The sequence below is a fragment of the Rodentibacter haemolyticus genome, assembly GCF_015356115.1.
In the GTDB taxonomy this organism is placed as follows: domain Bacteria; phylum Pseudomonadota; class Gammaproteobacteria; order Enterobacterales; family Pasteurellaceae; genus Rodentibacter; species Rodentibacter haemolyticus.
Map to the genome: position 1 here is coordinate 1,553,665 of NZ_CP063056.1, position 25,050 is coordinate 1,578,714.

At 40.8% G+C, this 25,050-nt stretch carries 33 protein-coding genes; 25 read left to right on the forward strand and 8 right to left on the reverse strand.

The annotated features are described in order from the left end of the window. Positions 1-13: 13 nt before the first annotated feature. The gene (gene purL, locus IHV77_RS07310) at positions 14-3,910 is read right to left on the reverse strand and encodes a phosphoribosylformylglycinamidine synthase (protein ID WP_194811343.1); all 3,897 of its coding nucleotides are present in this window, start codon (positions 3,908-3,910) and stop codon (positions 14-16) included. A 401-nt stretch (positions 3,911-4,311) separates the two neighbouring features. Here purL and IHV77_RS11955 point away from each other — a divergent pair, with 401 nt between their 5' ends. Continuing rightward, positions 4,312-4,440 carry a hypothetical protein gene (locus IHV77_RS11955; protein WP_269902537.1) on the forward strand — a complete coding sequence of 43 codons (129 nt, stop codon included), beginning with the start codon at positions 4,312-4,314 and terminating at the stop codon, positions 4,438-4,440. A 37-nt stretch (positions 4,441-4,477) separates the two neighbouring features. On the opposite strand, the gene IHV77_RS07320 is transcribed toward IHV77_RS11955, so the two are convergent. After that, a complete protein-coding gene (locus tag IHV77_RS07320) occupies positions 4,478-5,023 on the reverse strand; it encodes a carboxymuconolactone decarboxylase family protein (RefSeq protein WP_194811344.1) in 546 nt (181 codons plus the stop codon). A 256-nt stretch (positions 5,024-5,279) separates the two neighbouring features. After that, positions 5,280-5,990 (reverse strand): UDP-2,3-diacylglucosamine diphosphatase, encoded by a 711-nt coding sequence (lpxH, locus tag IHV77_RS07325; protein ID WP_194811345.1) that lies wholly within the window; start codon positions 5,988-5,990, stop codon positions 5,280-5,282. An 86-nt stretch (positions 5,991-6,076) separates the two neighbouring features. On the opposite strand from lpxH, the gene IHV77_RS07330 reads away from it, so the two are divergent. Together IHV77_RS07330 and IHV77_RS07335 are read left to right on the forward strand one after the other, a co-directional pair. After that, on the forward strand, positions 6,077-6,832 hold the full coding sequence (locus IHV77_RS07330; RefSeq protein WP_194811346.1) for a 1-acylglycerol-3-phosphate O-acyltransferase: 756 nt from the start codon (positions 6,077-6,079) through the stop codon (positions 6,830-6,832). Beyond that, positions 6,825-8,237, forward strand: coding sequence for a multicopper oxidase domain-containing protein (locus IHV77_RS07335; RefSeq protein ID WP_194811347.1), 1,413 nt, complete (start codon positions 6,825-6,827; stop codon positions 8,235-8,237). The genes IHV77_RS07330 and IHV77_RS07335 overlap by 8 nt, the downstream gene beginning before the upstream one ends. 180 nt (positions 8,238-8,417) lie before the next feature. Here the strand turns inward: IHV77_RS07335 and IHV77_RS07340 are convergent, their stop codons facing one another. Continuing rightward, positions 8,418-8,639, reverse strand: coding sequence for a SlyX family protein (locus IHV77_RS07340; RefSeq protein WP_194811348.1), 222 nt, complete (start codon positions 8,637-8,639; stop codon positions 8,418-8,420). A gap of 95 nt (positions 8,640-8,734) precedes the next feature. Here IHV77_RS07340 and IHV77_RS07345 point away from each other — a divergent pair, with 95 nt between their 5' ends. From IHV77_RS07345 to rplQ, 22 genes are all read left to right on the forward strand, one after another. Next, on the forward strand, positions 8,735-9,460 hold the full coding sequence (locus IHV77_RS07345; RefSeq protein WP_194811349.1) for an FKBP-type peptidyl-prolyl cis-trans isomerase: 726 nt from the start codon (positions 8,735-8,737) through the stop codon (positions 9,458-9,460). A 253-nt stretch (positions 9,461-9,713) separates the two neighbouring features. Then, positions 9,714-10,373, forward strand: coding sequence for a helix-turn-helix transcriptional regulator (locus IHV77_RS07350; RefSeq protein WP_194811350.1), 660 nt, complete (start codon positions 9,714-9,716; stop codon positions 10,371-10,373). After that, positions 10,373-10,753, forward strand: a complete 381-nt coding sequence (gene tusD, locus IHV77_RS07355; RefSeq protein WP_194811351.1) for a sulfurtransferase complex subunit TusD — start codon at positions 10,373-10,375, stop codon at positions 10,751-10,753. The genes IHV77_RS07350 and tusD overlap by 1 nt, the downstream gene beginning before the upstream one ends. Beyond that, positions 10,750-11,109, forward strand: a complete 360-nt coding sequence (gene tusC / locus IHV77_RS07360; RefSeq protein ID WP_194811352.1) for a sulfurtransferase complex subunit TusC — start codon at positions 10,750-10,752, stop codon at positions 11,107-11,109. Before tusD ends, tusC begins: the two co-directional genes overlap by 4 nt. A gap of 9 nt (positions 11,110-11,118) precedes the next feature. Beyond that, positions 11,119-11,406: a DsrH/TusB family sulfur relay protein gene (locus tag IHV77_RS07365; protein WP_194811353.1), complete on the forward strand. Its 288-nt coding sequence runs from the start codon at positions 11,119-11,121 to the stop codon at positions 11,404-11,406. Positions 11,407-11,571: 165 nt separating this feature from the next. Continuing rightward, positions 11,572-11,943, forward strand: coding sequence for a 50S ribosomal protein L14 (rplN, locus tag IHV77_RS07370; protein WP_005548786.1), 372 nt, complete (start codon positions 11,572-11,574; stop codon positions 11,941-11,943). Positions 11,944-11,956: 13 nt separating this feature from the next. Further along, a complete protein-coding gene (gene rplX / locus IHV77_RS07375) occupies positions 11,957-12,268 on the forward strand; it encodes a 50S ribosomal protein L24 (RefSeq protein ID WP_194811354.1) in 312 nt (103 codons plus the stop codon). 17 nt (positions 12,269-12,285) lie between these two features. Continuing rightward, positions 12,286-12,825 carry a 50S ribosomal protein L5 gene (rplE, locus tag IHV77_RS07380; protein ID WP_194811355.1) on the forward strand — a complete coding sequence of 180 codons (540 nt, stop codon included), beginning with the start codon at positions 12,286-12,288 and terminating at the stop codon, positions 12,823-12,825. A gap of 11 nt (positions 12,826-12,836) precedes the next feature. Next, complete coding sequence (gene rpsN, locus IHV77_RS07385; RefSeq protein ID WP_194811356.1) at positions 12,837-13,142, forward strand: 30S ribosomal protein S14; 306 nt, start codon at positions 12,837-12,839, stop codon at positions 13,140-13,142. 35 nt (positions 13,143-13,177) lie between these two features. Next, a complete protein-coding gene (gene rpsH, locus IHV77_RS07390; RefSeq protein ID WP_194811357.1) occupies positions 13,178-13,570 on the forward strand; it encodes a 30S ribosomal protein S8 in 393 nt (130 codons plus the stop codon). Between the two features lie 15 nt (positions 13,571-13,585). Next, positions 13,586-14,119: a 50S ribosomal protein L6 gene (gene rplF, locus IHV77_RS07395; protein WP_194811358.1), complete on the forward strand. Its 534-nt coding sequence runs from the start codon at positions 13,586-13,588 to the stop codon at positions 14,117-14,119. 13 nt (positions 14,120-14,132) lie between these two features. Continuing rightward, positions 14,133-14,486: a 50S ribosomal protein L18 gene (gene rplR / locus IHV77_RS07400; protein WP_194811359.1), complete on the forward strand. Its 354-nt coding sequence runs from the start codon at positions 14,133-14,135 to the stop codon at positions 14,484-14,486. Positions 14,487-14,500: 14 nt separating this feature from the next. After that, positions 14,501-15,001: a 30S ribosomal protein S5 gene (rpsE, locus tag IHV77_RS07405; protein WP_005625871.1), complete on the forward strand. Its 501-nt coding sequence runs from the start codon at positions 14,501-14,503 to the stop codon at positions 14,999-15,001. A gap of 6 nt (positions 15,002-15,007) precedes the next feature. After that, entirely contained in the window at positions 15,008-15,187 is a 180-nt protein-coding gene (gene rpmD / locus IHV77_RS07410; RefSeq protein WP_005543631.1) for a 50S ribosomal protein L30, read from the forward strand. Between the two features lie 3 nt (positions 15,188-15,190). Further along, positions 15,191-15,625, forward strand: a complete 435-nt coding sequence (rplO, locus tag IHV77_RS07415; RefSeq protein WP_194811360.1) for a 50S ribosomal protein L15 — start codon at positions 15,191-15,193, stop codon at positions 15,623-15,625. 7 nt (positions 15,626-15,632) lie between these two features. Next, positions 15,633-16,958, forward strand: a complete 1,326-nt coding sequence (gene secY / locus IHV77_RS07420) for a preprotein translocase subunit SecY (protein ID WP_194811361.1) — start codon at positions 15,633-15,635, stop codon at positions 16,956-16,958. A 28-nt stretch (positions 16,959-16,986) separates the two neighbouring features. Then, on the forward strand, positions 16,987-17,100 hold the full coding sequence (gene rpmJ / locus IHV77_RS07425; RefSeq protein ID WP_194811362.1) for a 50S ribosomal protein L36: 114 nt from the start codon (positions 16,987-16,989) through the stop codon (positions 17,098-17,100). 139 nt (positions 17,101-17,239) lie between these two features. Then, positions 17,240-17,596, forward strand: coding sequence for a 30S ribosomal protein S13 (gene rpsM / locus IHV77_RS07430; protein WP_059366018.1), 357 nt, complete (start codon positions 17,240-17,242; stop codon positions 17,594-17,596). A 12-nt stretch (positions 17,597-17,608) separates the two neighbouring features. Next, positions 17,609-17,998 (forward strand): 30S ribosomal protein S11, encoded by a 390-nt coding sequence (rpsK, locus tag IHV77_RS07435; RefSeq protein ID WP_005543603.1) that lies wholly within the window; start codon positions 17,609-17,611, stop codon positions 17,996-17,998. 29 nt (positions 17,999-18,027) lie between these two features. Next, complete coding sequence (gene rpsD, locus IHV77_RS07440) at positions 18,028-18,648, forward strand: 30S ribosomal protein S4 (protein WP_194811363.1); 621 nt, start codon at positions 18,028-18,030, stop codon at positions 18,646-18,648. Positions 18,649-18,679: 31 nt separating this feature from the next. Continuing rightward, positions 18,680-19,663 (forward strand): DNA-directed RNA polymerase subunit alpha, encoded by a 984-nt coding sequence (locus tag IHV77_RS07445; RefSeq protein ID WP_194811364.1) that lies wholly within the window; start codon positions 18,680-18,682, stop codon positions 19,661-19,663. 40 nt (positions 19,664-19,703) lie between these two features. Further along, positions 19,704-20,084 carry a 50S ribosomal protein L17 gene (gene rplQ / locus IHV77_RS07450; RefSeq protein WP_194811365.1) on the forward strand — a complete coding sequence of 127 codons (381 nt, stop codon included), beginning with the start codon at positions 19,704-19,706 and terminating at the stop codon, positions 20,082-20,084. Between the two features lie 498 nt (positions 20,085-20,582). Here the strand turns inward: rplQ and phoA are convergent, their stop codons facing one another. The 4 genes from phoA to metN all read right to left on the reverse strand — a co-directional run bounded on the left by phoA (position 20,583) and on the right by metN (position 24,838). Next, complete coding sequence (phoA, locus tag IHV77_RS07455) at positions 20,583-21,989, reverse strand: alkaline phosphatase (RefSeq protein ID WP_228549999.1); 1,407 nt, start codon at positions 21,987-21,989, stop codon at positions 20,583-20,585. A gap of 279 nt (positions 21,990-22,268) precedes the next feature. Beyond that, on the reverse strand, positions 22,269-23,081 hold the full coding sequence (locus tag IHV77_RS07460) for a MetQ/NlpA family lipoprotein (protein WP_194811366.1): 813 nt from the start codon (positions 23,079-23,081) through the stop codon (positions 22,269-22,271). A gap of 37 nt (positions 23,082-23,118) precedes the next feature. Further along, the gene (locus IHV77_RS07465; RefSeq protein ID WP_194811367.1) at positions 23,119-23,811 is read right to left on the reverse strand and encodes a methionine ABC transporter permease; all 693 of its coding nucleotides are present in this window, start codon (positions 23,809-23,811) and stop codon (positions 23,119-23,121) included. Beyond that, positions 23,801-24,838 carry a methionine ABC transporter ATP-binding protein MetN gene (gene metN, locus IHV77_RS07470; RefSeq protein ID WP_194811368.1) on the reverse strand — a complete coding sequence of 346 codons (1,038 nt, stop codon included), beginning with the start codon at positions 24,836-24,838 and terminating at the stop codon, positions 23,801-23,803. The genes IHV77_RS07465 and metN overlap by 11 nt, the downstream gene beginning before the upstream one ends. Between the last annotated feature and the right edge of the window lie 212 nt (positions 24,839-25,050).

A 25,050-nucleotide genomic window follows, 5' to 3' on the forward strand; every position in this document is an offset into this window, starting at 1 on the left:
TTAGCTATGCTTATCACGACTCCAGCGCTACTCTCGCATTTCTAAACAACCGCATCCAGGCACCGTCTTCGCTCCAATCTTCCGGATACCAAGAGTTGCTTACGGCTCGGAATACGCGTTCCGGATGTGGCATCATGGCGGCGATGCGCCCGTCTGCGTTAGTGATTGCAGTGATGCCTAAAACGGAACCATTTGGGTTTGCCGGATAGGTTTCGGTTACGTTCAAATGGCTATCGATGTATTGTGCGACAATCAGGTTTTGGGCTTGAAGTGCGGTCAAATTTTCCGGTGTTTTAAATTCTACGCGACCTTCTCCGTGAGATACGGCAATCGGCATATGTGAACCTGCCATACCTTGGAACCATAAGGAGTTGGTATCATTGATTTTCACCATTGCAGCCCTTGCTTCAAAACGTTCGGATTTGTTGCGAACGAAACGTGGCCAGTTTTCTGCACCGGGGATAATTTCGGCAAGGGTTGAGATAAATTGACAGCCGTTACACACGCCCAATGAAAGGGTGTTTTCATTGGCGAAGAATTGGCTGAATTGATCGCGTAATTGTGGGTTGAACAAAATTGATTTTGCCCAACCGCCACCCGCGCCGAGTACGTCTCCGTAAGAGAAACCGCCACAAGCGACCATCGCGTTAAAGTCGTTTAAATTGTAACGCCCAGCCATTAAGTCGCTCATATGAACATCAATTGCGGCAAAGCCTGCACGATCAAATGCTGCAGCCATTTCTACGTGGCTGTTTACCCCTTGTTCACGTAATACGGCGACTTTAGGCTTCACACCTTTGGCGATGTAAGGGGCGGCGATATCTTCATTCGGATTGTAAGTTAAGAATGCGGATAAGCCTTTGTTTGCCGGATCTTTTTTCGCTTCAAATTCTTGATCGGCACATTCAGGGTTATCACGTAATCGTTGCATTTGGTGAGTGAGTTCTGCCCAAATACCACGTAATTCAGAACGTTTTTCACTAAGTAATTTTTTGTTTCCACGTGCGATTTCAATACGATCATCGCCGGTGGCAGTACCGATTTCGTGTGTGAGAGACAGTAAATCGTGCATTTTTAAGATTTCGCGTACCGAGCTTAATTCGCTTTCCGCCACTTGAATTACCGCACCGAGCTCTTCACTGAATAACACGGCAAGATCGTTATCGCCCAGAGCCGAAATATCTACCTCCAAGCCACAGTTACCGGCAAATGCCATTTCGGTTAAAGTGGCAATTAAACCGCCGTCCGAACGGTCGTGGTAAGCCAATAATTTACCTTCCGCTACGAGGGCTTGCATCGCATTGAAGAAGTTTTTCAAGGCGTTTACATTCACGACATCGGCAGGTTTATCGCCGAGTTGTTTGTAAACTTGTGCAAGTGCGGTCGCACCAAGGCGATTTTTTCCTTCGCCTAAATCAATTAATAATAAACGGGATAAGCCTTTATCGGTGCGAAGTTGCGGGGTGACGGTTTTACGCACATCTTCGACACGGGCAAATGCACTGATAACCAAGGAAAGCGGAGCCGTTACGGTTTTTTTCTCGCCATTGTCAATCCACGTGGTTTTCATCGACATCGAATCTTTACCCACCGGAATGGTAAGTCCGAGTGCCGGGCAAAGTTCTTCGCCCACGGCTTTCACCGCTTCGTAAAGACCTGCATCTTCACCGCCGTGTCCTGCGGCGGACATCCAGTTTGCGGAAAGTTTGATACGTTTAATATCGCCGATATTTGCCGCGGCAATGTTCGTGATGGATTCTGCGACAGCCAAACGTGCCGATGCACCGAAATCGAGTAATGCGACAGGTGCACGTTCTCCCATTGCCATTGCTTCGCCGTGATAGCTATCAAGGCTTGCCGTGGTTACCGCCACATCAGACACCGGAATCTGCCATGGTCCTACCATTTGATCGCGCGCTACCATACCGGTTACCGAGCGGTCGCCGATAGTAATTAAGAAGGTTTTTTCCGCTACGACAGGTAAACGTAACACGCGGTGAAGGGCTTCTTTTAATTCGATGCCGTCTTGTAAAACAGGGGAATTTTTGACCGCACTTGATTGCACGTTACGGGTCATTTTCGGCGTTTTACCGAGTAATACGTTCATCGGTAAATCAATCGGGTTATTGTCAAAATGGTCATCATGTAAGGTTAAATGTTTTTCTTCGGTTGCTTCACCGATCACCGCAAACGGTGCGCGTTCACGTTCACAAAGCGTGGTGAATAATTCGAGTTTTTCCGGTGCAACAGCAAGGACATAGCGTTCTTGCGATTCGTTACACCAAATTTCGAGCGGTGACATTCCTTTTTCATCACAAAGAATAGAACGTAAATCGAATTTACCGCCACGTTCGCCATCATGTACCAATTCCGGCATAGCGTTGGATAAACCGCCTGCGCCCACATCGTGAATGAATAAAATCGGGTTGTCATCACCAAGTTGCCAACAACGGTCGATCACTTCTTGGCAACGGCGTTCCATTTCAGGGTTTTCACGTTGAACCGAGGCGAAATCCAAATCTTCTTTGGATTTGCCGCTGTCCATTGAAGAAGCGGCACCGCCACCTAAACCGATATTCATTGCCGGACCGCCTAATACGATCAGTTTCGCACCGACCGGAATTTCACCTTTTTGTACGTGTCCGGCACGAATATTACCAATACCGCCCGCCAGCATAATCGGTTTGTGGTAGCCACGTACTTCTTCACCGTTGAAGCTGTTTACTTTCTCTTCATAAGTACGGAAATAACCCAGTAATGCAGGGCGACCGAATTCATTGTTGAAAGCGGCACCGCCGAGTGGACCTTCAAGCATAATATCTAATGCGGAGGCAATTCGATTGGGTTTAGAAAGCGGATTTTCCCAGGGTTGTTCAAAATTTGGAATCACTAAATTTGATACGGAAAAGCCGGTTAAGCCTGCTTTGGGTTTTGCCCCACGACCGGTTGCACCCTCATCACGAATTTCTCCGCCGGAACCTGTCGCCGCCCCCGGGAATGGAGAAATCGCAGTGGGGTGGTTGTGGGTTTCGACCTTCATTAAAATGTGAGTATCTTCGTTGTGGTAACGATATTGCCCGTCTTGATCAGCAAAGAAACGACCGACTTTTGAGCCTTCCATCACCGCCGCATTATCTTTATAGGCGGAAAGCACGAAATCAGGGGTTTTCTCAAACGTATTTTTGATCATTTTGAACAAAGATTTATCTTGTTTTTCACCATCAATAACCCAGTCTGCATTAAAGATTTTGTGACGACAATGTTCGGAGTTGGCTTGGGCGAACATATAAAGTTCAATATCGTTCGGATTACGCCCAAGTGCGGTAAAATTTTCCACCAAATAATCAATTTCGTCCTCTGCCAACGCAAGGCCCAATTCAATATTTGCCGTTTCTAACGCTTTGCGACCGCCGCCTAAAATATCGACAGTGGTGAAAGGTTTCGGGGATTGATGACGGAATAAAATTTCCGCCTCTTTAGCATCACGAATGACGGTTTCCATCATTCTGTCGTGTAAAAGTGCGGTTAATTTTTCTTGTGTTTTTTCATCTAATTTTTGGTTAAATTCGAAATAATACGCCAAACCCCGTTCAATACGAGCTACTGCCTTTAAGCCACAGTTATGTGCGATATCAGTCGCTTTTGACGACCAAGAAGAAATCGTACCGATACGAGGAATCACAATGAAAGTTTCACCTTTTGCTTCGTGCTCTGTGAGTGTCGGTCCGTAGTGAAGTAGGGCTTTCAGTTTACTTTCTTGCTCAGTGGAAAGTGGCGTATTGAGTTCCACAAAATGTACGTATTCGGCGTAGACGGATTGCACCGGCACAGCATTTTGTCGAAACTTTTGCATTAAACCATTGATACGGAATTCAGAAAGGGCAGGAGAGCCACGGAAAATTTGAAACATAAGGATTTCCTTTGAGTCTGGATAGAAATGAAAATTACGCGTCATTATAAAGGAAAACGCTAAAAACGAAAACGTTTGCGCTATGGTTTGGTAGAATAAATTTACTTGTCAAATTGATGACTCGTTTTATCATAATAACGCTAAGTAATGAAAGAAGGTGAATACAACAATGGGTGTTCTTGGTCCGCATGAAGGAAAATAGTTGGAATTAATGTTAAAGGGGCAAAAAAATATATCGCTTTTTTCTCTGATTATGGAATTCCGGAAGTTTTTTCGCCATATATAGAAAAGGGGACATTTAACCTTAAAACGGTTAGCCTAGATTAGAATGCTATATAATCTATAAAAGCGGCTATTCTGGTGACGTGGATTGTCTGGTTTCTTTGTTAGAGGAAGGAAGTATGAAATTTAACCCTTCGATAGAGAGAAAAATAGGCGAATTATTAGGTTATGATAGTGAGGATATAGAATTTTATATCGCTAATTTCATTGAGTTTTTTAAAAATGAAAGAGAAGAAACTTTCTCCTGAAACGGCAAAGTTTCTACTTTGCCGTATAGCTATTGGATTAAGCGAAAGGCTGTAATTCAGGATTAATCGGTGTTTCTGCAATGTTGTTTACATAGTTGCATAAGGTGGCAAGGCTTACCCCGAGAATCACATCAATCGCATTTTCTTGCGTGTATCCCGCCTCAAAGAAAGTTTGTAATTGCACTGCTGTCAGTTTGGCTTTTTGGAGTATGACGGCAAGCGTAAAACGTGCCAACGTATCAAGCTTATGAGCGCTTTCAATACGTGCCGTTGCACGAATTTGGTTTACCAATTCTTCTTCCAAATTTAATACTTTTAACGCAATTTTTGTGTGTCCTGCAACACAGAAACCGCAACCGTTTACTACGGCAGCCGTAATTTGCACCACTTCACGTTCGGTTGCCGTAAGGCTGTTTCTACCGTTAATCCCGCCAACCGTGCGATAGGTTTCTAATGCGGTTGGTGCGTTAGCAAGTACGCCGATTAAGTTCGGAATAAATCCATTGGCGTTTTTAACCGCACTTAATGCTTCTTTTGCACCTTCAGGCGCACTTTCAATAGTGTGAATAGTAAATTGCGACATAAAATTCTCCCGTGTAAGTTCATAACGCTATTTGCTAGGAATACTACGTGAGGCTTTTTAGTTTGAAAAAGAAATAAAGGCTATTTGATAGATGATAAAGTTATAAAGAGCGGTTGAAAAATTGATTGAATTTTCAATCGCACTTTGTGTGAATTATTAGGATGTATCAGTTGCACAAAGAGATATTTATTCGGTAGGGGCGTTGAGCTTTGCGTAACGCACCCTACAATCATTTGGGCAAGTGCTACAACCGGAGTCATTTCAGAAAATAATATTCCCCATTTTCTTCAGCAATCAATATAGAAGCATAATCGATTTTCCAATCACCAAGTACAATGCGTTTTTGGTTTTCATATTGATGAATCGCTTCACGATGAGTGTGCCCATGAATCAATAACGGAGCATTAAATTGATGCATCGTTTCTAATGTAAAGGGGAGATTGACATCCATTATCTCACTTGATTTACTCATTTTATCCCGTTTGCTTTTTGCGCGAATTTTCTCGGCGATTTTTAACCGCACTTTTAATGGTAAATGCAAGAAGAACCACTGACGCCATTTTTGATGCACTTTTTGACGAAATTGTTGGTATTTTACATCGTCCGTGCAGAGGGTATCGCCGTGGCAAAGTAGGGTTGGCGTGCCATAAAGATCGATCAATTGGTAATCGGGCAGCAATGTGATGCCGGTTTCTTGGGCGAAACGCTTGCCAATCAAAAAATCCCGATTGCCGTGAATAAAATAGCAAAGTACGCCTTTTTTAGTGATATTTTTTATCGCAAGCTTCACCTGTTCGATTAATGTTGATTGCTCATCATCGCCAATCCAAAAATCGAATAAATCGCCAAGAATATAAACACGCTCGGCGTTTGGCGCGAGATTTTGCATAAAATCCAAGAAAAGTGCGGTCAATTCCGGCTGTGTTTCACTGAGGTGAAGATCTGAAATAAAATAGGTTTTTTTCATAAAATTTCCGTAAATTTTTGTCTAGGTTAGCACAAAATTCCCTCTTATTTGCTATACTTCGGCGAAATTTTATTATAGGTATTGATATGTTAAAACTGGCTCGAATTATTATTGTAACGATTTGCTGTATTCTCATTTGTGTGCTTGGCACGATTTATTCTTTTATTCGCTTTAAAAATCCGAGCAATGTGGGAGTGATGGCACGTTGGTTCGGGCGTTTATATCCGCTTTTCGGATTGCAGGTGGAACACCGCTTTCCTGAAAATAAAGAAAATCTTGGACGTGCGATTTATATCGGCAACCACCAAAATAACTACGATATGGTAACGATTTCTTATATGGTGTTGCCACGGACGGTGAGCGTGGGGAAAAAAAGCCTGATTTGGGTACCGTTCTTCGGGATTTTATATTGGGTAACGGGGAATATTTTTCTTGATCGTGAAAATCGCTCTAAAGCACACGGCACGATGACACAGTTAGCAGAACGTATTAATAAAGATAACCTTTCTATTTGGATGTTTCCGGAGGGAACACGCAGTCGCGGGCGCGGTTTATTGCCTTTTAAAACCGGTGCGTTTTATGCGGCAGTGGCAGCTGGCGTACCGATTATTCCGGTGGTATGTTCAACAACACATAATAAAATTAATTTGAATCGTTGGAACAATGGTAAAGTCATTTGTGAAATGATGCAGCCTATTGATACAAGCGGTTACACTAAAGAAACGGTGCGTGATTTAGCAGCGTATTGTCATGATTTGATGGAAAAACGCATTGCGGAATTAGATGCGGAGGTCGCGCAAGCTTCTATCGAAAAAGCTTCCGGGGAAAGCCGAAATGCCTAAACTTTCCCGCCGTCAATTATTAAAAACAACGGTAATTTCGACCGCACTTGCCGCCATACCGATACCTTTAATGGCGGCTTCGCGTCCTCAATTGGTTATACCGCCTTTAATTGAAGTGCGCCGTGGTCGCCCGATTATTTTGACGATGGAAGAGATGGGCTATAAGTTGGACGGAAAGCACCAAGTGAGCGTGTGGGGCTTTAACGGCAATTATTTAGGCCCGACGATCAAGATTAAATCAGGCAGCTTTGCAAAACTGAACTATCACAATAACCTACCGCAGCACGTTTCGCTTTCCATTCAAGGTTTACAGGCTTCCGGTGAATTATTCGGCGGTGCCGCCCGAGTGCTGAAAAAAGACGAGTCTTGGGCGCCGATTGTGCCGATTGATCAACCCGCTGCAACTTGTTGGTATCGTTCGGCAACATTGGCAAATTCCGCTTATCAAACTTATCGCGGACTAGTGGGAATGTGGTTAATTGACGATGAGCTAAGCCTGAAATCGCCTCTCCCTCGAAAATATGGCGTAGATGATATTCCGTTAATTCTGCAAGATATGGATTTGAATGGTGACGGCTTGCAATTATTCAAACAAAATCAACCGCACTTTGTAGGTAACCGATTGCTGGTAAATGGGGTGGAAGCCCCTTATTTGGATGTGCCGCGCGGCTGGGTGCGTTTGCGTTTGGTAAATGCCTCTTTGGCACGAGCCTATGATTTACGTTTGGATAACGATCAAGACATAACCGTTATTGCCAAAGATTTAGGCTTTCTTCCACAGGGTAAGATTGTGAAATCCTTTGTATTGGCACCGGGAGAGCGTACGGAAATTTTGATTGATCTAAATGAAGGAGATGGGGTTTCGCTCATTGCCGGACATAAACGTGGTGTTTTCGACAAAATCAAAAATATCTTTTCCTCTTCTGCGGAGCTGGCAGATAACACCGTGCTTGAATTGCGTCCTCAAGGCGCACTTTCCGCATTTGCACAAAAAATGAATGTTCAGTTTGACACGGATGCCGTTTCAATGCTCAAAGCAGCAAATGTGGTGCAAGAGCGGGAATTTGTCTTAGATGTATCCAATGGGTTGATTAACCAAAAGCGTTTTGATCCTCGCCGAGTAGATGTGGTGGCAAAACAAGGAACGGTAGAACGCTGGACTTTGAGCGCTTCTTTACCCGTCGGTTTTAGTCTTCAAGGTGCGAAATTTATTGTTGAAAGCGATGAAAACGGCGCATCAAAAGAAAGTGAAGTGGCGTGGAAAGATACAGTGTGGGTACGAGGCAAAACGCAAATTCTAGTGCGCTTTGACCGGCTTTCTTCAAACACCTACCCTTTCATTTTCGGCTCATCCAATTTAATGTTGGCGGATATGGGCTGTATTGGTGTAATGGTCGTGCAGTAAAGTGCGGTCGATTTTATAGTGAATTAAATTTCAAAACGTTGGCGATAATTGCTGCACCTCGCTGTGCTACTTGTACTGTCTTCGGCTTGCGGCTTTCTATTCACTTAATTTGATTCACTATATAACGATTTAGGGCGTGAGTTGATGAGCCGAAAATAAAAGATGCCGGTTTCTCATTTATTAGTAATGCGGCGGTGGTGTTTCTTCCGCTTGGCTTGCAATGTTTGAAGGTTGAACGTCTTTTAATTTACTTACAATGTAACGCAATTGCATTTGCATCTTATCCATATCAAATTGTTGTTGAACTAATGCTTGGTTTAATTCCTCTAAAAGTTGTTCTTGAAATGTTACCTTTGTTTCAAGTTCGGCAATGCGATTTTCTAACACTTGTTGAATTTGCATAATTTTTCTCTAAATTTTAAAAAAAAGTTGAGAATAGGTTAAATCCGATTTAATCTATCCAACGTATTTCTATTATATATAAAGGATTAATAAAAATGTTAAAAATTCAAAAATTATCATTGGTTGCGTTTGTGGTAAGTGCGGTCGTTTCCGGAAGTGTTTTGGCTGATGATAAAGCGGATAAAAAATTTAATGACGATGTTTCTTATGCGTTGGCTGCTTATTCGATCACGCAAGCAAAATTAATGGCGGATCAAGGCGAGGTTAAATTAAATGAAACCCAAGTCAATAAAGCGGTTTCAGATGTGTTAAGCGGTAAATTAAATGAAGAAAAAATCGGCGAGCTAGCGAAAACGTTAGAACAATTTGAGCAAAAAATGATTGTGCGTGAGCAAGCAAGAGTTAAAGAAATTGCTCAAAAAGCGCAAGATGAAGGCGATAAATATCGTGCGGATTTTGTGAAAAAAGAAGGTGTAAAAACAACACAATCAGGCTTGTTATACCGCGTTATTGAAGCGGGGAAAGGCGACGTCATTAAACCTACGGATACGGTCAAAGTACATTACACCGGTAAGCTACCAAACGGCAAAGTGTTTGATAGTTCCGTTGAGCGTGGGCAACCTGCGGAATTTCGTTTGGATCAAGTGGTAAAAGGATGGACGGAAGGACTTCAATTAGTGAAAAAAGGCGGCAAAATCGAATTAGTACTTCCGCCCGAGTTGGCCTATGGTAAACAAGGCGCCGGTGCTTCTATTCCGCCAAGTTCCACGCTTTATTTTGAAGTTGAAGTGTTAGATGTGAATCCGAAAGCAAAAAATTAATCCGTTTGATAAAAGCACAGGCTTTGGTTTGTGCTTTATTATTTTTCGGTATTATTATCTATCAGTTGCACAAATCACTGTAGGGTGCAGGCGAAGCCGTAACGCACCAGTAGATGAAATGGTGCTTACGTAAAGCTCATGACAAATTAAATATTGGACATAAATTCTCTTTGTGCAACTGCTACATTATAATGTTATTTTTTCTCTGGCACACAAAGTGCGGTTATTTTTAGCATAGATTTGGAACCTATTCATGTTATATGACAAACACATTTTCACAGATGAAGATCGCACGATTCTAAATTCTTACAAAGCAGTGGTTGACGGGGTTAGTGCGCTCATAGGTGAGCATTGTGAAATTGTTTTACATTCCTTAGAAGACATCGAACATTCGGCGATTTGTATTGCAAACGGTCATAATACCAACCGCCAAGTAGGTTCACCTATCACTGATTTAGCCTTACGTTCATTACGTAATATGCAAAGTGAAAGCGTCTCTAAGCCTTATTTTACTAGGGCAAAGGGCAATGTGCTGATGAAATCGGTTACTATCGCAATTCGTAATAAAAATCAACGAATGATAGGGTTGCTTTGTATCAATATCAATCTAGATGCGCCGGTTTCTCAATTTATTCAAGCTTTTATGCCCGTTGTTGAGAGTGATGAATCTTCGGTTAATTTTGCAAGTTCCGTTGAAGAATTGGTATCTCAAACGATTGAGAAAACAATTGAAGAGGTCAATGTGGATCGCACGCTGGCAAATAATAATAAAAATCGCCAAATTGTGACTTCATTATATGAAAAGGGCATTTTTGATATTAAAGATGCGATCAATTTGGTGGCAGAACGTTTGAATATTTCTCGTCATACCGTTTATCTCTATATTCGTCAAATTAAACAAGATCAAGAATAATGAACTATGTTCTTGCAGTAAAAAGTCCGGTTTATGGTAAGCAAGGGGCTTATCTTGCTTATCAACTTGCGGAATCCCTAATTAAAAAAGGACATATCGTCACACAGATTTTTTTCTTTCAGGACGGTGTGAGCAACGGCAATGCCTTTGTTTATCCCGCCAATGATGAAGTAAATTTAACGCAATCTTGGCAGGCGTTTTCTCAGAAGTATGGCGTCTCTTTGCACCTGTGTGTGGCTGCTTCGCAACGTCGTGGCGTGGTGGACGCAACAACGGCAAAACAAGCGGCGCATTTTAATTTGGCCGAAGGTTTTATTATTTCAGGATTGGGTGAGTTTATTGCGGCAACATTAAAAGCAGATAGGCTGATAACATTATGAAGATCGCTTTCTTATTTCATTCTGCACCGCATGGCTCATCCGTTTCACGAGAAGGGCTTGATGCTTTGCTTGCGGCAACGGCTTTTTGTGATGAACAAGATATCGGTGTCTTTTTTATTAATGATGGCGTTTTTAATTTAGTAAAGGGGCAGCAACCGGCGTTTTTGTTGCAGAAAGATTTCATTCGTACATTCAAGTTACTGGATTTGTATGAAATTGAGCAACGCTTTATTTGCCAAGATTCTCTTGAGAAATTAGGTATAACGGAAGACAATTTGATTATATCCGCAAAAAAAATTGACCGCACTTCGTTGATAACCAAGCTGAATCAAGCGGAAAAATTGCTGACATTTTAAGGAATAGATATGCTTTACTGCTTTTCTAAAGCCGTTTACGATAATGATGAGCTGGCCGATTATTTTTCCCGTATCACTGAAAAGGATGCCGTTGTGCTTTGGCTGGATGGGGTACTATTGGCGATAAAATCACCTCAATATTTTAAAAATTGTAAAGGGCGTTGCTTTGCTTTGGAACAAGATGTTTTAGCAAGAAATTTAACCGCGCTTTTACCCAAAGAAAACCAAATTAGGTTGATTTCTTTATCTCATTTTGTAGATGTTACCGAGCAATATTCCCCACAAATAGCGTTATAAATAGCGCTTTTTCTTGCTATTTTTCTTTTCCTCCTTTTGTAGATATAAATCTTATTGATTTGCTTAGTGCATTATGCTATATTCCGCAACCTCTTGCATCTGTATGTATGATGTAAGCAGGTTCGTCCCGAAAGGGTGTTTTTTTAGACTTAACGGAGCACTAATATGATCCAAGAACAGACTATGCTGGATGTTGCTGATAATTCAGGCGCTCGCAGCGTAATGTGTATCAAGGTTCTAGGTGGATCGCACCGTCGTTATGCTGCAATTGGCGACATCATCAAAATTACTGTAAAAGAAGCAATTCCACGCGGTAAAGTGAAAAAAGGTGATGTGTTAAAAGCAGTGGTTGTGCGCACCAAGAAGGGTGTTCGTCGCCCAGATGGATCAGTCATTCGCTTCGATGGTAATGCTTGTGTAATTTTAAACAATAACACCGAGCAACCTATCGGTACTCGTATTTTTGGACCTGTGACTCGTGAACTTCGTTCTGAGAAGTTTATGAAGATCATTTCTTTGGCACCAGAAGTACTGTAAGGAGAAGTGACAAATGGCTGCAAAAATTCGTCAAAACGATGAAGTAATCGTGCTTGCCGGTAAAGACAAAGGCAAGCGTGGTAAGGTAACTAAAGTGTTACCAAATGGTAAAGTGTTTGTTGAAGGTATCAACATTGTTACTAAACACGAAAAACCGGTTCCTGCACTAGGTAAAGCCGGCGGTTTAGTGAAAAAAGAAGCGGCGATTGATGCTTCAAATGTTGCGATTTTCAATCCGAAAACAAACAAAGCTGACCGTGTAGGTTTTAGATTCGAAGATGGTAAAAAAGTACGTTTCTTCAAATCTAACAATGAAATTATCTAACAAACTGGAGTAATGCGATGGCGAAACTGCATGATTACTACAGAGATCAAGTAGTAAACGAATTAAAAGATAAATTCGGCTACAAATCTGTCATGCAAGTCCCACGAATCGAAAAGATTACCCTGAATATGGGGGTGGGTGAAGCATTGACCGACAAGAAATTGCTAGACAACGCAGTAGCGGATTTAACGGCAATTAGCGGTCAAAAACCTTTAGTAACTAAAGCTCGTAAATCTGTTGCCGGCTTTAAAATCCGTCAGGGGTATCCAATCGGTTGTAAAGTAACACTACGCGGCGAGCGTATGTGGGAGTTCTTTGAACGTTTAATTACAATTGCTGTTCCACGTATTCGTGACTTCCGCGGTTTAAGTGCGAAATCGTTTGATGGACGTGGTAACTACAGTATGGGTGTGCGTGAGCAAATCATCTTCCCTGAAATCGATTACGATAAAGTAGATCGTGTACGTGGTTTAGATATCACTATCACAACTACTGCTAAGAATGATGAAGAAGGTCAAGCACTACTTGCTGCCTTTAATTTCCCATTCCGTAAATAAGGCAGGTTATAATGGCTAAACAATCAATGAAAGCACGCGATGTAAAACGCGTTAAATTGGCTGAAAAATTCTATGCGAAACGCGTCGCATTGAAAAACATCATTTCTGATGTAAATGCCTCTGATGAAGATCGTTGGAATGCAGTGTTAAAGTTGCAAACTTTACCACGTGATTCTAGTCCGTCTCGTCAACGTAACCGTTGCCGCCAAACAGGACGCCCTCATGGTGTTCTTCGTAAGTTCGGTTTAAGCCGTATTAAGGTTCGTGAAGCTGCAATGCGCGGTGAAATCCCAGGCCTTAAAAAAGCTAGCTGGTAATAACCACTTTATTTTGGAATCGGAGAGAAAGTACAATGAGTATGCAAGATCCAATCGCAGATATGCTGACCCGTATTCGTAATGGTCAAGTTGCGAACAAAGTTGCGATCAGTATGCCTTCATCCAAGCTAAAAGTGGCAATTGCCAATGTATTAGCTGAAGAAGGTTATGTTGAAAGCGTTAAAGTTTTAGAAGGTGTAAAACCTGAATTGGAAATTATTTTAAAATATTTCCAAGGTAAACCGGTTGTAGAAAGTATCCAACGTGTAAGCCGTCCTGGTCTTCGTATTTATAAACGTAAAGACGAGTTACCGAAAGTAATGGGTGGATTAGGCGTTGCTGTTGTTTCTACATCTAAAGGTGTAATGACTGACCGTAAAGCCCGTCAAGAGGGGTTAGGCGGTGAGATCATCTGTTATGTAGCTTAGTAGAGAGGTAGGAAGATGTCTCGTGTTGCAAAAGCACCTGTTAGTATTCCTGCCGGAGTTGATATTAAACTCGACGGACAGTTATTAACAGTAAAAGGTAAAAATGGCGAGTTATCTCGCACAATTCATAATTCAGTTGAAGTTAAACATGATAATGGTCAACTAACTTTCTCTCCTCGTGAGGGTTTTGTTGAGGCTAATGCTCAATCAGGTACTGCTCGCGCATTGGTTAATTCAATGGTTATCGGTGTTACAGAAGGCTTCACTAAGAAATTACTATTGGTTGGTGTAGGTTATAGAGTACAGCTTAAAGGCAATGTTGTTGCATTAAGTCTAGGTTATTCTCACCCAGTAGAACACACTTTACCGGCGGGGATAACTGCTGAGTGCCCTTCTCAAACAGAAATCGTGTTGAAGGGTGCTGATAAGCAGTTGATCGGTCAAGTTGCAGCAGATATTCGTGCTTATCGCCGTCCTGAACCTTATAAAGGTAAAGGTGTACGCTATGCTGATGAAGTTGTGCGTATGAAAGAGGCTAAGAAGAAATAATTAAGGTAACACTATGGATAAGAAATCAGCTCGTATCCGTCGTGCAGCTCGTGCACGTCATATGATGAGAGAGCAGGGAGTAACCCGTCTGGTTATTCACCGCACTCCGCGTCATATCTACGCACAAGTTGTTGCACCAAACGGTTCAGAAGTGCTTGCCGCTGCTTCAACTGTTGAGAAAGCAATTCGTGAGCAAGTAAAGTACACTGGTAACAAAGATGCTGCGGCAGTAGTTGGTAAGACTGTTGCAGAGCGTGCATTAGCAAAAGGCGTTCAAGCCGTTGCTTTTGATCGTTCCGGTTTTAAATATCATGGTCGTGTCCAAATTTTAGCGGACGCTGCTCGTGAAGCTGGTCTACAGTTCTAATGAGGTAAATTGAGATGTCAAACATCGAAAAACAAGTTGGTGAACTGCAAGAGAAGCTAATCGCAGTAAACCGTGTATCAAAAACCGTAAAAGGTGGTCGTATTATGAGCTTTACTGCATTAACTGTAGTAGGTGATGGTAACGGTCGTGTAGGTTTTGGTTATGGTAAAGCGCGCGAAGTTCCGGCAGCAATCCAAAAAGCGATGGAAAAAGCACGTCGTAATATGATTAACGTTGCTTTAAATGAAGGTACATTGCAACATCCGGTTAAAGGTGTTCACACAGGTTCTCGCGTATTTATGCAGCCGGCTAGCGAAGGTACGGGTATCATCGCAGGCGGTGCAATGCGTGCCGTGTTAGAAGTTGCTGGTGTACGTAATGTTCTTTCTAAAGCATATGGTTCTACCAACCCAATTAACGTTGTTCGTGCAACTATTGATGCATTAGCAAATATGAAATCACCAGAAATGGTTGCCGCAAAACGCGGTAAAACTGTTGATGAAATTTTGGGGTAATTAATAATGGCTAAAACTATTAAAGTAACACAAGTTCGTAGCTCGATTGCTCGTTTACCGAAGCATAAGGCTACCTTGCGTGGTCTTGGTCTTCGCCATATGCACCACACTGTTGAGTTAATTGATACGCCTGCAGTACGTGGTATGATTAACCAAGTTTCATACATGGTTAAGGTGGAGGAGTAAGAGATGCGTTTAAATACTCTATCTCCGGCTGAAGGTGCGAAGCATAGTGCTAAACGCCTTGGTCGTGGTATTGGTTCAGGATTAGGCAAAACTGGTGGCCGTGGTCACAAAGGTCAAAAATCTCGTACTGGGGGCGGTGTTCGTCGCGGTTTCGAGGGTGGTCAAATGCCATTATATCGCCGTTTACCAAAATTTGGTTTTACATCAATGAAAGCTGCAGTAACTGCAGAAGTTCGTTTAAATGAATTAACCAAAGTGGAAGGTAATGTGGTAACTCTAGAGGCTTTAAAGGCAGCGAACGTTTTAACTAAAGATATCCAATTTGCTAAAGTTATTTTAGCAGGTGAGTTGAAATCAGCGGTTACCGTTCGTGGTTTGAAAGTAACTAAAGGGGCAAAAGCAGCGATTGAAGCTGCCGGTGGTTCAATTGAGGAATAATTAGCATATGGCTAAACAACCAGGTTATCAAACTAGAAGTACTAATAGCGGTAAAAGTGAACTAAGAAGTAGATTACTTTTTGTTTTAGGTGCACTGGTTATTTATCGTATTGGTTCGTTTATTCCAGTTCCTGGTATTGATGCAGCCGTACTTGCTCAATTAGTTGAACAGCAAAAAGGCACCATCATTGATATGTTTAACATGTTTTCTGGTGGTGCATTAAGCCGAGCGTCAATTCTTGCGCTAGGTATCATGCCATATATCTCGGCATCCATTGTGATACAGTTGTTAGCAACGGTTTCTCCTGCTTTAGCTGAATTAAAAAAAGAAGGTGCAGCAGGTCAACGAAAAATTACTAAGTATACCCGTTATGCAACGGTAGTTTTTGCAACTATTCAAGCTGTGGCTATCTCTACCGGTTTACCGAATATGTTGCCGGGGCTGGTTCCGAATGTCGGGTTCGGTTTTTATTTTACTTCAGTAGTAAGCTTAGTAACCGGAACCATATTCTTAATGTGGTTAGGTGAGCAAATTACGGAAAGAGGAATTGGTAATGGTATCTCAATTCTTGTTTTCGGTGGTATCGTAGCAGGTTTGCCTTCAGCTATTTTGCAAACTATTGAGCAGGCTCGTCAAGGACAAATGCATCCGTTAGTTCTTTTACTAATTGTTGCAATTGTTTTCGCGGTGACTTATTTTGTTGTTTTTGTAGAAAGAGGACAACGTCGAATTAGAATTGAATATGCTAAACGTCAGCAAGGTCGTCAGATTTTAGGAGGACATTCAACACACCTACCTTTAAAAGTTAATATGGCAAATGTAATGCCGGCAATCTTTGCATCAAGCATTATCTTATTTCCTGCCACTTTGACACAATGGTTTGGTCAGAATGATAAATTTGAGTGGTTGAATAATTTATCAATGCTGTTGAATCCTGGGCAGCCTTTATATTTACTCGTTTATGCAATAGCGATTATTTTCTTCAGTTTCTTCTATACTGGGATGCAATATAATCCGCGTGATACGGCAGATAACTTAAAAAAATCTGGTGCATTTATTCCAGGGATTAGACCAGGTGAACAAACATCACGTTACATTGATAAAGTAATGACACGTTTAACTTTAATCGGTGGTCTTTATGTAACGTTTGTGTGTTTGGTTCCTTATATTATGACATCGGCTTGGGATGTTAAATTCTACTTTGGTGGAACATCTCTTTTGATCGTTGTCGTTGTAATTATGGATTTCATCGTGCAGATTCAGAGTCACTTAATGTCTTCTCAGTATGAATCTGCGTTGAAAAAAGCAAACCTTAAAGGTTTAGGACAATAATTGTCTGATTAATATAAAAGGATAAGCAATGAAAGTTCGTGCTTCCGTAAAGAAAATGTGTCGTAACTGTAAGATTGTTAAACGTGAAGGGATCGTACGTGTATTATGTAGTGACCCTAAACATAAACAACGTCAAGGTTAGTTGATATTTTTTCTTGCAAAGAACCGGTTGAGCAGTTATACTGCCCAGCTCATTTATGTCCTTGGCATTCGGTTTGAGTATCCTGAAAACGGGCTTTTCAAGATCGGAATGCCAATTAATTTAAAAATAGGAGTGCATAGTGGCCCGTATTGCAGGCATTAACATTCCTGATCATAAACATACCGTAATTGCTTTAACTGCAATTTATGGTATCGGTAAAACTCGTTCAAAAGCTATCTGTGCTGCAGCGGGAATTGCTGAAGATGTTAAGATCAGAGAATTGTCTGAAGAGCAGATTGATAAACTGCGTGACGAAGTTGGTAAATTTACTGTTGAAGGTGATTTGCGTCGTGAAGTGACACTAAACATCAAACGTCTATTAGACTTAGGTTGTTATCGTGGTTTACGTCACCGTCGTAGTTTACCGGTACGTGGTCAACGTACTAAAACTAATGCGCGTACCCGTAAGGGTCCTCGTAAGCCGATCAAAAAATAGTCGGGGTAAATAATGGCTAAAACACCAGTTCGTGCACGTAAACGTGTAAAAAAACAAGTTGTAGATGGCGTTGCGCATATTCACGCCTCTTTCAATAATACAATCGTTACTATTACTGACCGTCAAGGTAACGCCTTAGCATGGGCAACTGCAGGTGGTTCAGGTTTCCGTGGTTCTCGTAAATCAACTCCGTTCGCTGCACAAGTTGCTGCAGAACGTTGTGCCGAAATCGTTAAAGAATTCGGTTTAAAGAACTTGGAAGTTATGGTTAAAGGTCCGGGGCCGGGTCGTGAATCAACAATCCGAGCATTAAATGCAGCGGGTTTCCGTATCACGAATATTACTGATGTGACTCCGATTCCTCATAACGGTTGTCGTCCACCGAAAAAACGTCGTGTTTAATGGCGTAATAGGATAGTTGGAGAAAGAAAATGGCAAGATATTTGGGTCCTAAACTCAAGCTCAGCCGTCGTGAAGGCACTGATTTATTTCTTAAATCAGGCGTGCGTGCGATTGATTCAAAATGTAAAATTGATACAGCACCAGGTCAACATGGGGCTCGTAAACCGCGTTTGTCTGACTATGGTAGTCAATTACGTGAAAAACAAAAAGTTCGTCGTATCTATGGTATCTTAGAACGTCAGTTCCGTAATTACTATAAAGAAGCAAACCGTTTAAAAGGTAACACTGGTGAAAACTTATTAGTGTTGTTAGAAGGTAGATTGGATAACGTTGTTTATCGCATGGGATTTGCTGCAACTCGTGCAGAAGCTCGTCAATTAGTGAGCCATAAAGCGATTGTTGTAAATGGTCGTGTTGTAAACATTCCATCTTTTCAAGTTTCAGTCAATGATGTTATTGCTGTTCGTGAAAAGTCTAAAAAACAAGCGCGTATTAAAGCATCATTAGAATTAGCAGAACAAAGAGAAAAACCGACTTGGTTAGAAGTTGATGCTGCTAAAATGGAAGGTGTGTTCAAACGTGTTCCTGAACGTTCTGATTTATCAGCAGATATTAACGAACATCTGATCGTTGAGCTTTACTCTAAATAATAGTTAAGCTTAAGAGCAAAGAGAGGATAAAATGCAGGGTTCTGTTACAGAATTTTTAAAACCACGCTTAGTTGATATTGAGCAAATTAGCCCAACTCATACTAAGGTGATCCTTGAACCATTAGAGCGTGGTTTTGGTCATACTCTAGGTAATGCATTACGTCGTATCCTTCTGTCTTCAATGCCGGGTTATGCTGTAACTGAGGTAGAAATCGAAGGGGTATTGCATGAATATAGTAGTAAGGAAGGTGTTCAGGAAGATATTCTTGAAGTGCTTTTAAACCTTAAAGGTCTAGCGGTTAAAGTACAGAATAAAGATGATGTTATTCTGACATTAAATAAATCTGGAATTGGCCCTGTTGTTGCAGCGGATATTACCCATGATGGTGATGTTGAAATTGTTAATCCAGATCACGTAATTTGTCATTTGACAGATGAAAATGTATCTATCAATATGCGTATTCGTGTTCAGCGTGGTAGAGGGTATGTTCCGGCTTCGGCTCGAACTCAGCCGGATGAACGCCCGATAGGTCGCTTACTTGTAGATGCTTGTTATAGTCCGGTTGATCGTATTTCTTATAATGTTCAAGCCGCTCGTGTTGAACAGCGTACGGACTTAGATAAGTTAATCATTGAGTTAGAAACCAATGGCACGTTAGATCCGGAAGAAGCAATTCGTCGTGCAGCAACAATCTTAGCAGAGCAACTCGATGCATTCGTTGATTTACGTGATGTTCGTCAACCTGAAGTTAAGGAAGAAAAACCGGAATTTGATCCGATTTTATTGCGTCCTGTTGATGACTTAGAGTTGACAGTTCGTTCTGCTAACTGTTTGAAAGCAGAAACAATTCACTATATCGGTGATTTAGTCCAACGTACGGAAGTTGAGTTATTAAAAACACCTAATCTTGGTAAGAAATCCCTTACTGAAATTAAGGATGTGCTCGCTTCTCGTGGCTTATCACTTGGTATGCGCCTTGAGAATTGGCCACCAGCAAGTATTGCTGAAGACTAGTTTGGTCATAGGTTAAGATTTTTCTGAGAAGGATAAGATCATGCGCCATCGTAAGAGTGGTCGTCAACTAAATCGTAATAGCAGCCATCGCCAAGCGATGTTTCGTAATTTAGCAAGTGCTTTAGTTAGTCACGAAATTATCAAGACTACTTTACCTAAAGCTAAAGAATTACGTCGTGTAGTTGAACCGTTAATTACATTAGCAAAAGAAGATAGCGTTGCAAACCGTCGTTTAGCATTCGCTCGTACTCGTAACATTGAAACTGTTACTAAATTATTCAATGAATTAGGTCCACGTTTTGCTCAACGTGCGGGTGGTTACACACGCATCTTAAAATGTGGTTTCCGTGCAGGTGATAATGCTCCAATGGCTTACATTGAGTTAGTTGATCGCCCGGAAGTTGCAGAAGCAACAGAGTAATAATTGAAAATTCAAAAAAGCCAATGGTGAATGCCGTTGGCTTTTTTTTTTTTGAAATATACTATGTGGATAGGAAAATTACTGCATTAACGAGATCACTTAGTATCCTGATAGTATATCGCTATTAAGGGTAGATATCGTGAACATAGTATGAAACAGTATGTTTGGTTTTGCCCATATAGGTGTCTGCCTATTCTATTTAGGGAATACATCTAATTATTTATCAAGGTAAAAAATCTGTCTTTAACTATCAACTCTGTTATTGTAACTATGCAATTTGATGAAAGAAAGTGCGGTTAAAATATGGGGTGTTTTTTCGTGTTTGTCTGTTTATATTATTTTGGTAGCTAAATTTTATTATTCTTAACTCAGAGATAAAAATTAATAATTTCCTTTCAAAATGATAAAAGACTAATCTTTATGCTATAAGCAGATTAGTCTTTCTCGTGTTAGCTAAAAGTTTTTTATTCTAAATAAGTAAGGTTTGTATCTATTGGACTATTTACCTTCTAATGCATCCTTGATAATAAAAAATATATCAGTTTGATCTAGTAAGCCGGAAAACAGATAAGATTTTGGTCCATAAGCCGCAATACGGAGCTGGCTGCCGGTATGTTCTTGGCTTTCACTATCTTGTGCGGTGCCATAGGAAATTGTCATTATTGAACCATCTTTAGCTTTTAATGTTTGTTTCAAACCGGTCGGATTGGCTTTATTCGGAACAAGTTGACTGGTGTGAGAGTGGTCGGCTGTAACGATCACTAATGTTTGATTATTTTCACGAGCAAAATCCAAAGCGACTTGTACCGCTTCATCTAAATCCACGGTTTCACCAATTTGTCCACATGGATTAGCTTTATGATTTTGTTTATCAATTGATGCCCCCTCAATTTGTAGAAAGAAACCATTTTCGTTTTTTTTCAATAAATGAATTGCCTTTTTCGTCATTTGAGCTAGATTTGGTATATCTGCAGAACGCTCAAGATTTGCTTGACAGTTAATTGGGGTATCTCGGTTACCTTCAAATGTCGCTTTTTCACTTTTCCAACGTACAGGTAGATTTCCTGCTGAGAATAAACCCAGCACCGGGGACTTAACATTATCGTTTAGCGCATTTAAATCGCTGAGATTTTCTACTACTGTAAAACCTTTTTGTTTAACTTGTTGCCAAAGGGTTTGTCCTTTAAATTTACCGGTCTTTGATACTTCATCAAAAGTTTTTCGCCCTCCTCCAAAAACTACATCCGGAGGTGCGGCTAGAAATTGTTCGCTGATTGAGCCTAACCCGCCATTTTCTAAAGCATTTTCAGGACAACGTTGAGAAGTTTCTTGTGGGCCGTAACATTTTCGTTGACTGACATGCGCAAGTAATGCAGCCGGGGTTGCATCTTGAATTTCCGCAGTACTAACGTTACCAACGCTTTTCCCCAATTTTTTTGCGATTTCAGCTAAGTTTTGAACCGGCTTTCCATTAATATCAACCCCAATAGCACCATTATAGGTTTTAATGCCTGATGTCCAAGCCGTTGCTGATGCCGCGGAATCGGTAACTTGTTCGATCAATTTGGTTTTCTTATCTAGTGCATAAGTCGTAATTTGTCCGGAAAATGGCAGTGCGTCTAACCCTTTAAAAGCTCCGGAGGCGCCTTCGGCATAATTACGGGCTATTGTAATTTCAGAATCACCCATTCCATCACCGATAAGCAAAATTACGTTTTTAACTTGTTTTTGTTGAAGCAATTCGTTCAATTCTTTTTTGGTATCTAAAGTTAAACGTTTGGCTCCTCCTTGAATTAAAATATCGCCGCTTGCTATTCTTGAAGTTTGGGCATTGACGGAAAATGCCAATAAACTCATTGAAATTCCCAATAATGCAAATTTTTTTTGCAGTTTTAGTGTCATCATATTTCTCCTTGGTCTAGATTGATTTGCTTTGTAATTTGCATACTAATTCGAAAAGATGACAGTTTGATGACAACTCATTTAATTAACGAAATATTTTATTGAAAGTGGAGCGGGTAACAAACGACTAATGCAAAAAGTAAGATGAATAGGAGGAAATTGAAAGAGTAAAGTGAGGTAAGCTTATATCTCAGAGAAATAAAAAAATCTGCACTCTAAATGATTCGTTATCCAATTAGAAGTACAGATTTATTCGTTATTAGTTAAAAAGTGCGGTCAAAATTACCAACCTTTTACAACACCATCTTTAAAGTGTTTTTTAGCTTCCTCATACACTTCTTCGGTTTGGTATGCTTTCACAAAATCTTGAACGGCTTTACTGTCTTTGTTATCTGTACGGGCAACAATGATGTTTACATATGGAGAATCTTTATCTTCTACAAATACACCGTTATCCTGTGCATTTAGTCCAACTTGACCGGCATAGGTATTGTTCACTACGGCCAAATCTACGTCATCTAATGCTCGCGCAGCCACTGAAGTATCAACTTCCGAAATTTTTAAATTTTTTGGATTTTCCGCAATATCCAATACGGTTGAAAGAAGATTGTTGGCGTCTTTTAACTTGATCAGACCTTGTTTTTCAAGAAGAATTAATGCTCGACCGCGGTTACTCGGATCATTTGGTACAACAACTTTTGCGCCATCTTGTAATTCGTTCACATTTTTGATTTTTTTAGAATAACCGGCTAATGGATATACGAAAGTATTACCGACAATCACTAAGTTCGTTAAATTTTTCGCTTTTGCATCCTCGTCTAAATAAGGTTTATGCTGCATTGCGTTCGCATCTAAATCACCTTTAGATACTGCAGTATTTGGCAATGCATAGTCATTGAAAAGTACAAATTCAACATTCAAATTGTATTTTTCTTTTGCTACTTTAGCGGCGGTTTCTTCCACTTGGTGTTCAGGACCCGCCATAACTCCTACTTTAATTGAGCTTGTTGTTTCAGCTTTTTTATCATCTTTACAACCTGTTAAAACAAGTGCCGAGGCGATAGCTGTGATTGCAAATAAATTTTTGAATTTCATGATGTTTCCTTGTTTTTGTTGAATTAATGAGAAATCGTTAACGGTGATCCACGTGTTTTGCAAGCGTATCCCCGAGTTTTTGGCTAACCATTACAATCGCGACAATGACGATCGTTGCAGCCCAAGTTACATAAGGCATATTGCGATATACACCATAGTTTATTGCTAAACTCCCTAATCCGCCCCCACCTTGTGTGCCGGCCATTGCCGTATAACCGATTAAGGTCACAAAGGTGAGCGTAATGGCATTGATGAGAGTAGGGAGTGATTCCGGCAAATAGAATTTGCGAATAATTTGCCAATGTGTTGCGCCCATTGCTTTGGCAGTTTCTGTGAGTCCGGCAGGAATTTCAAAAAGCGCATTGCTGGTCAATCTGGCAAAAAACGGGGTGGCAGCTGCACTTAATGAAACAATTGCTGCATTAGCGCCAATACTTCCTCCCGGTAGCAACCAACTTGTCAGTGGAATTAATGCCAGCAATAAAATGATGTAGGGGATAGAACGTCCAATATTAATAATGACATTTAGAAAGCCGTTGAGTTTTTTACTTTCTAGTATTGCGCCCTTATTTGTTAAGAACGTTAAAAATCCGATGGGTAATCCCAGTAATACTGCGATTAATGTCGAGAAAACCGACATATACACTGTTTCAAGGGTAGAAACAGCCAGAAGGCTTGCAAATTGGTTGGGAAATTGCTGGCTGAATGTTGCTAACATATCATTGAACATAACCGAGAACCTCCACTCGAACATTGTTTTCCATTAAATAAATCTTAGTTTGTGTAATAGAATCTTCATTGCCTTCTACTTCTGCAATCGTGTAGCCAAATTTTACTCCTCCGGCGTAATCAATTTGCGAGGTAAGAATGCTGAGTTCCACACCGAATTTTTTTGAAGCTTGAGAAAGTAACGGCGCATCCACCGAACGACCGGTAAACTCAAATTTAATAATTGGATAAGCCTTGCTATGTTTTGGCGTATCGGTCAAATTTGATAAATATTCATCCGGCAAATTAATGTGGAATGTTGAGCTAATAAATTCTTGCGCCAACTGCGTTTTAGGATTTGAAAAGATTTCACCCACGGTGCCTTGTTCCACTAATTGGCCTTTATCAATCACCGCCACTTGATCGCAAATTTGTTTCACCACTTCCATTTCGTGAGTGATGAGCAAAATAGTAATTCCCAAAGTGCGGTTGATTTCTTTTAATAATTTTAAGATAGATTGTGTTGTTGCGGGATCAAGGGCACTGGTTGCTTCATCACACAATAACACTTTTGGATCACTAGCGAGGGCACGAGCAATCGCTACACGTTGTTTCTGACCGCCGGAAAGATTACTTGGATAAGCGTCTCGTTTATCGTTTAAGCCGACAAGCTCTAAAAGTGCGGTAATTTTTTCTTGAATTTTTGTTTTTGATACACCTTCTAATTCTAATGGCAATGCGACATTTTCGAAGACGGTACGTGAGGTTAACAAATTAAAGTGTTGGAAAATCATTCCGATTTGGCGACGGGCGCGGATAAGTTCACGCTCGGATAGTTGTGTTAGCTCGATGCTATCGATGATAACCGAACCTGCGGTTGGTCTTTCCAATAAATTCACACAGCGAATTAATGTACTTTTCCCTGCGCCGGATGCTCCGATAACACCACAAATTTGCCCTTTTTCGACATGTAATGAAACATTGTCAAGTGCGGTCAAATTTTTATTTGATAGTTTAAAAATCTTCGTAATACTATTTAGCTTAATCATGTAAGCCCTTGCTATTTGCCGTTTTAAATTTATCTGGGTATTCTAGACGTCTAGATTGCTGTGTCAATATACGGACAGAGATATTTTTAGATGGATTGGTTATAGCGCAGTCGGAAAAGATATAATTAATGAGGAAAATGAAATTATTGAAATATGTCATATAATTTAGAGGTTTTACTTTGCTGGGGAAAGATTCTTTTTATTATCGTTCA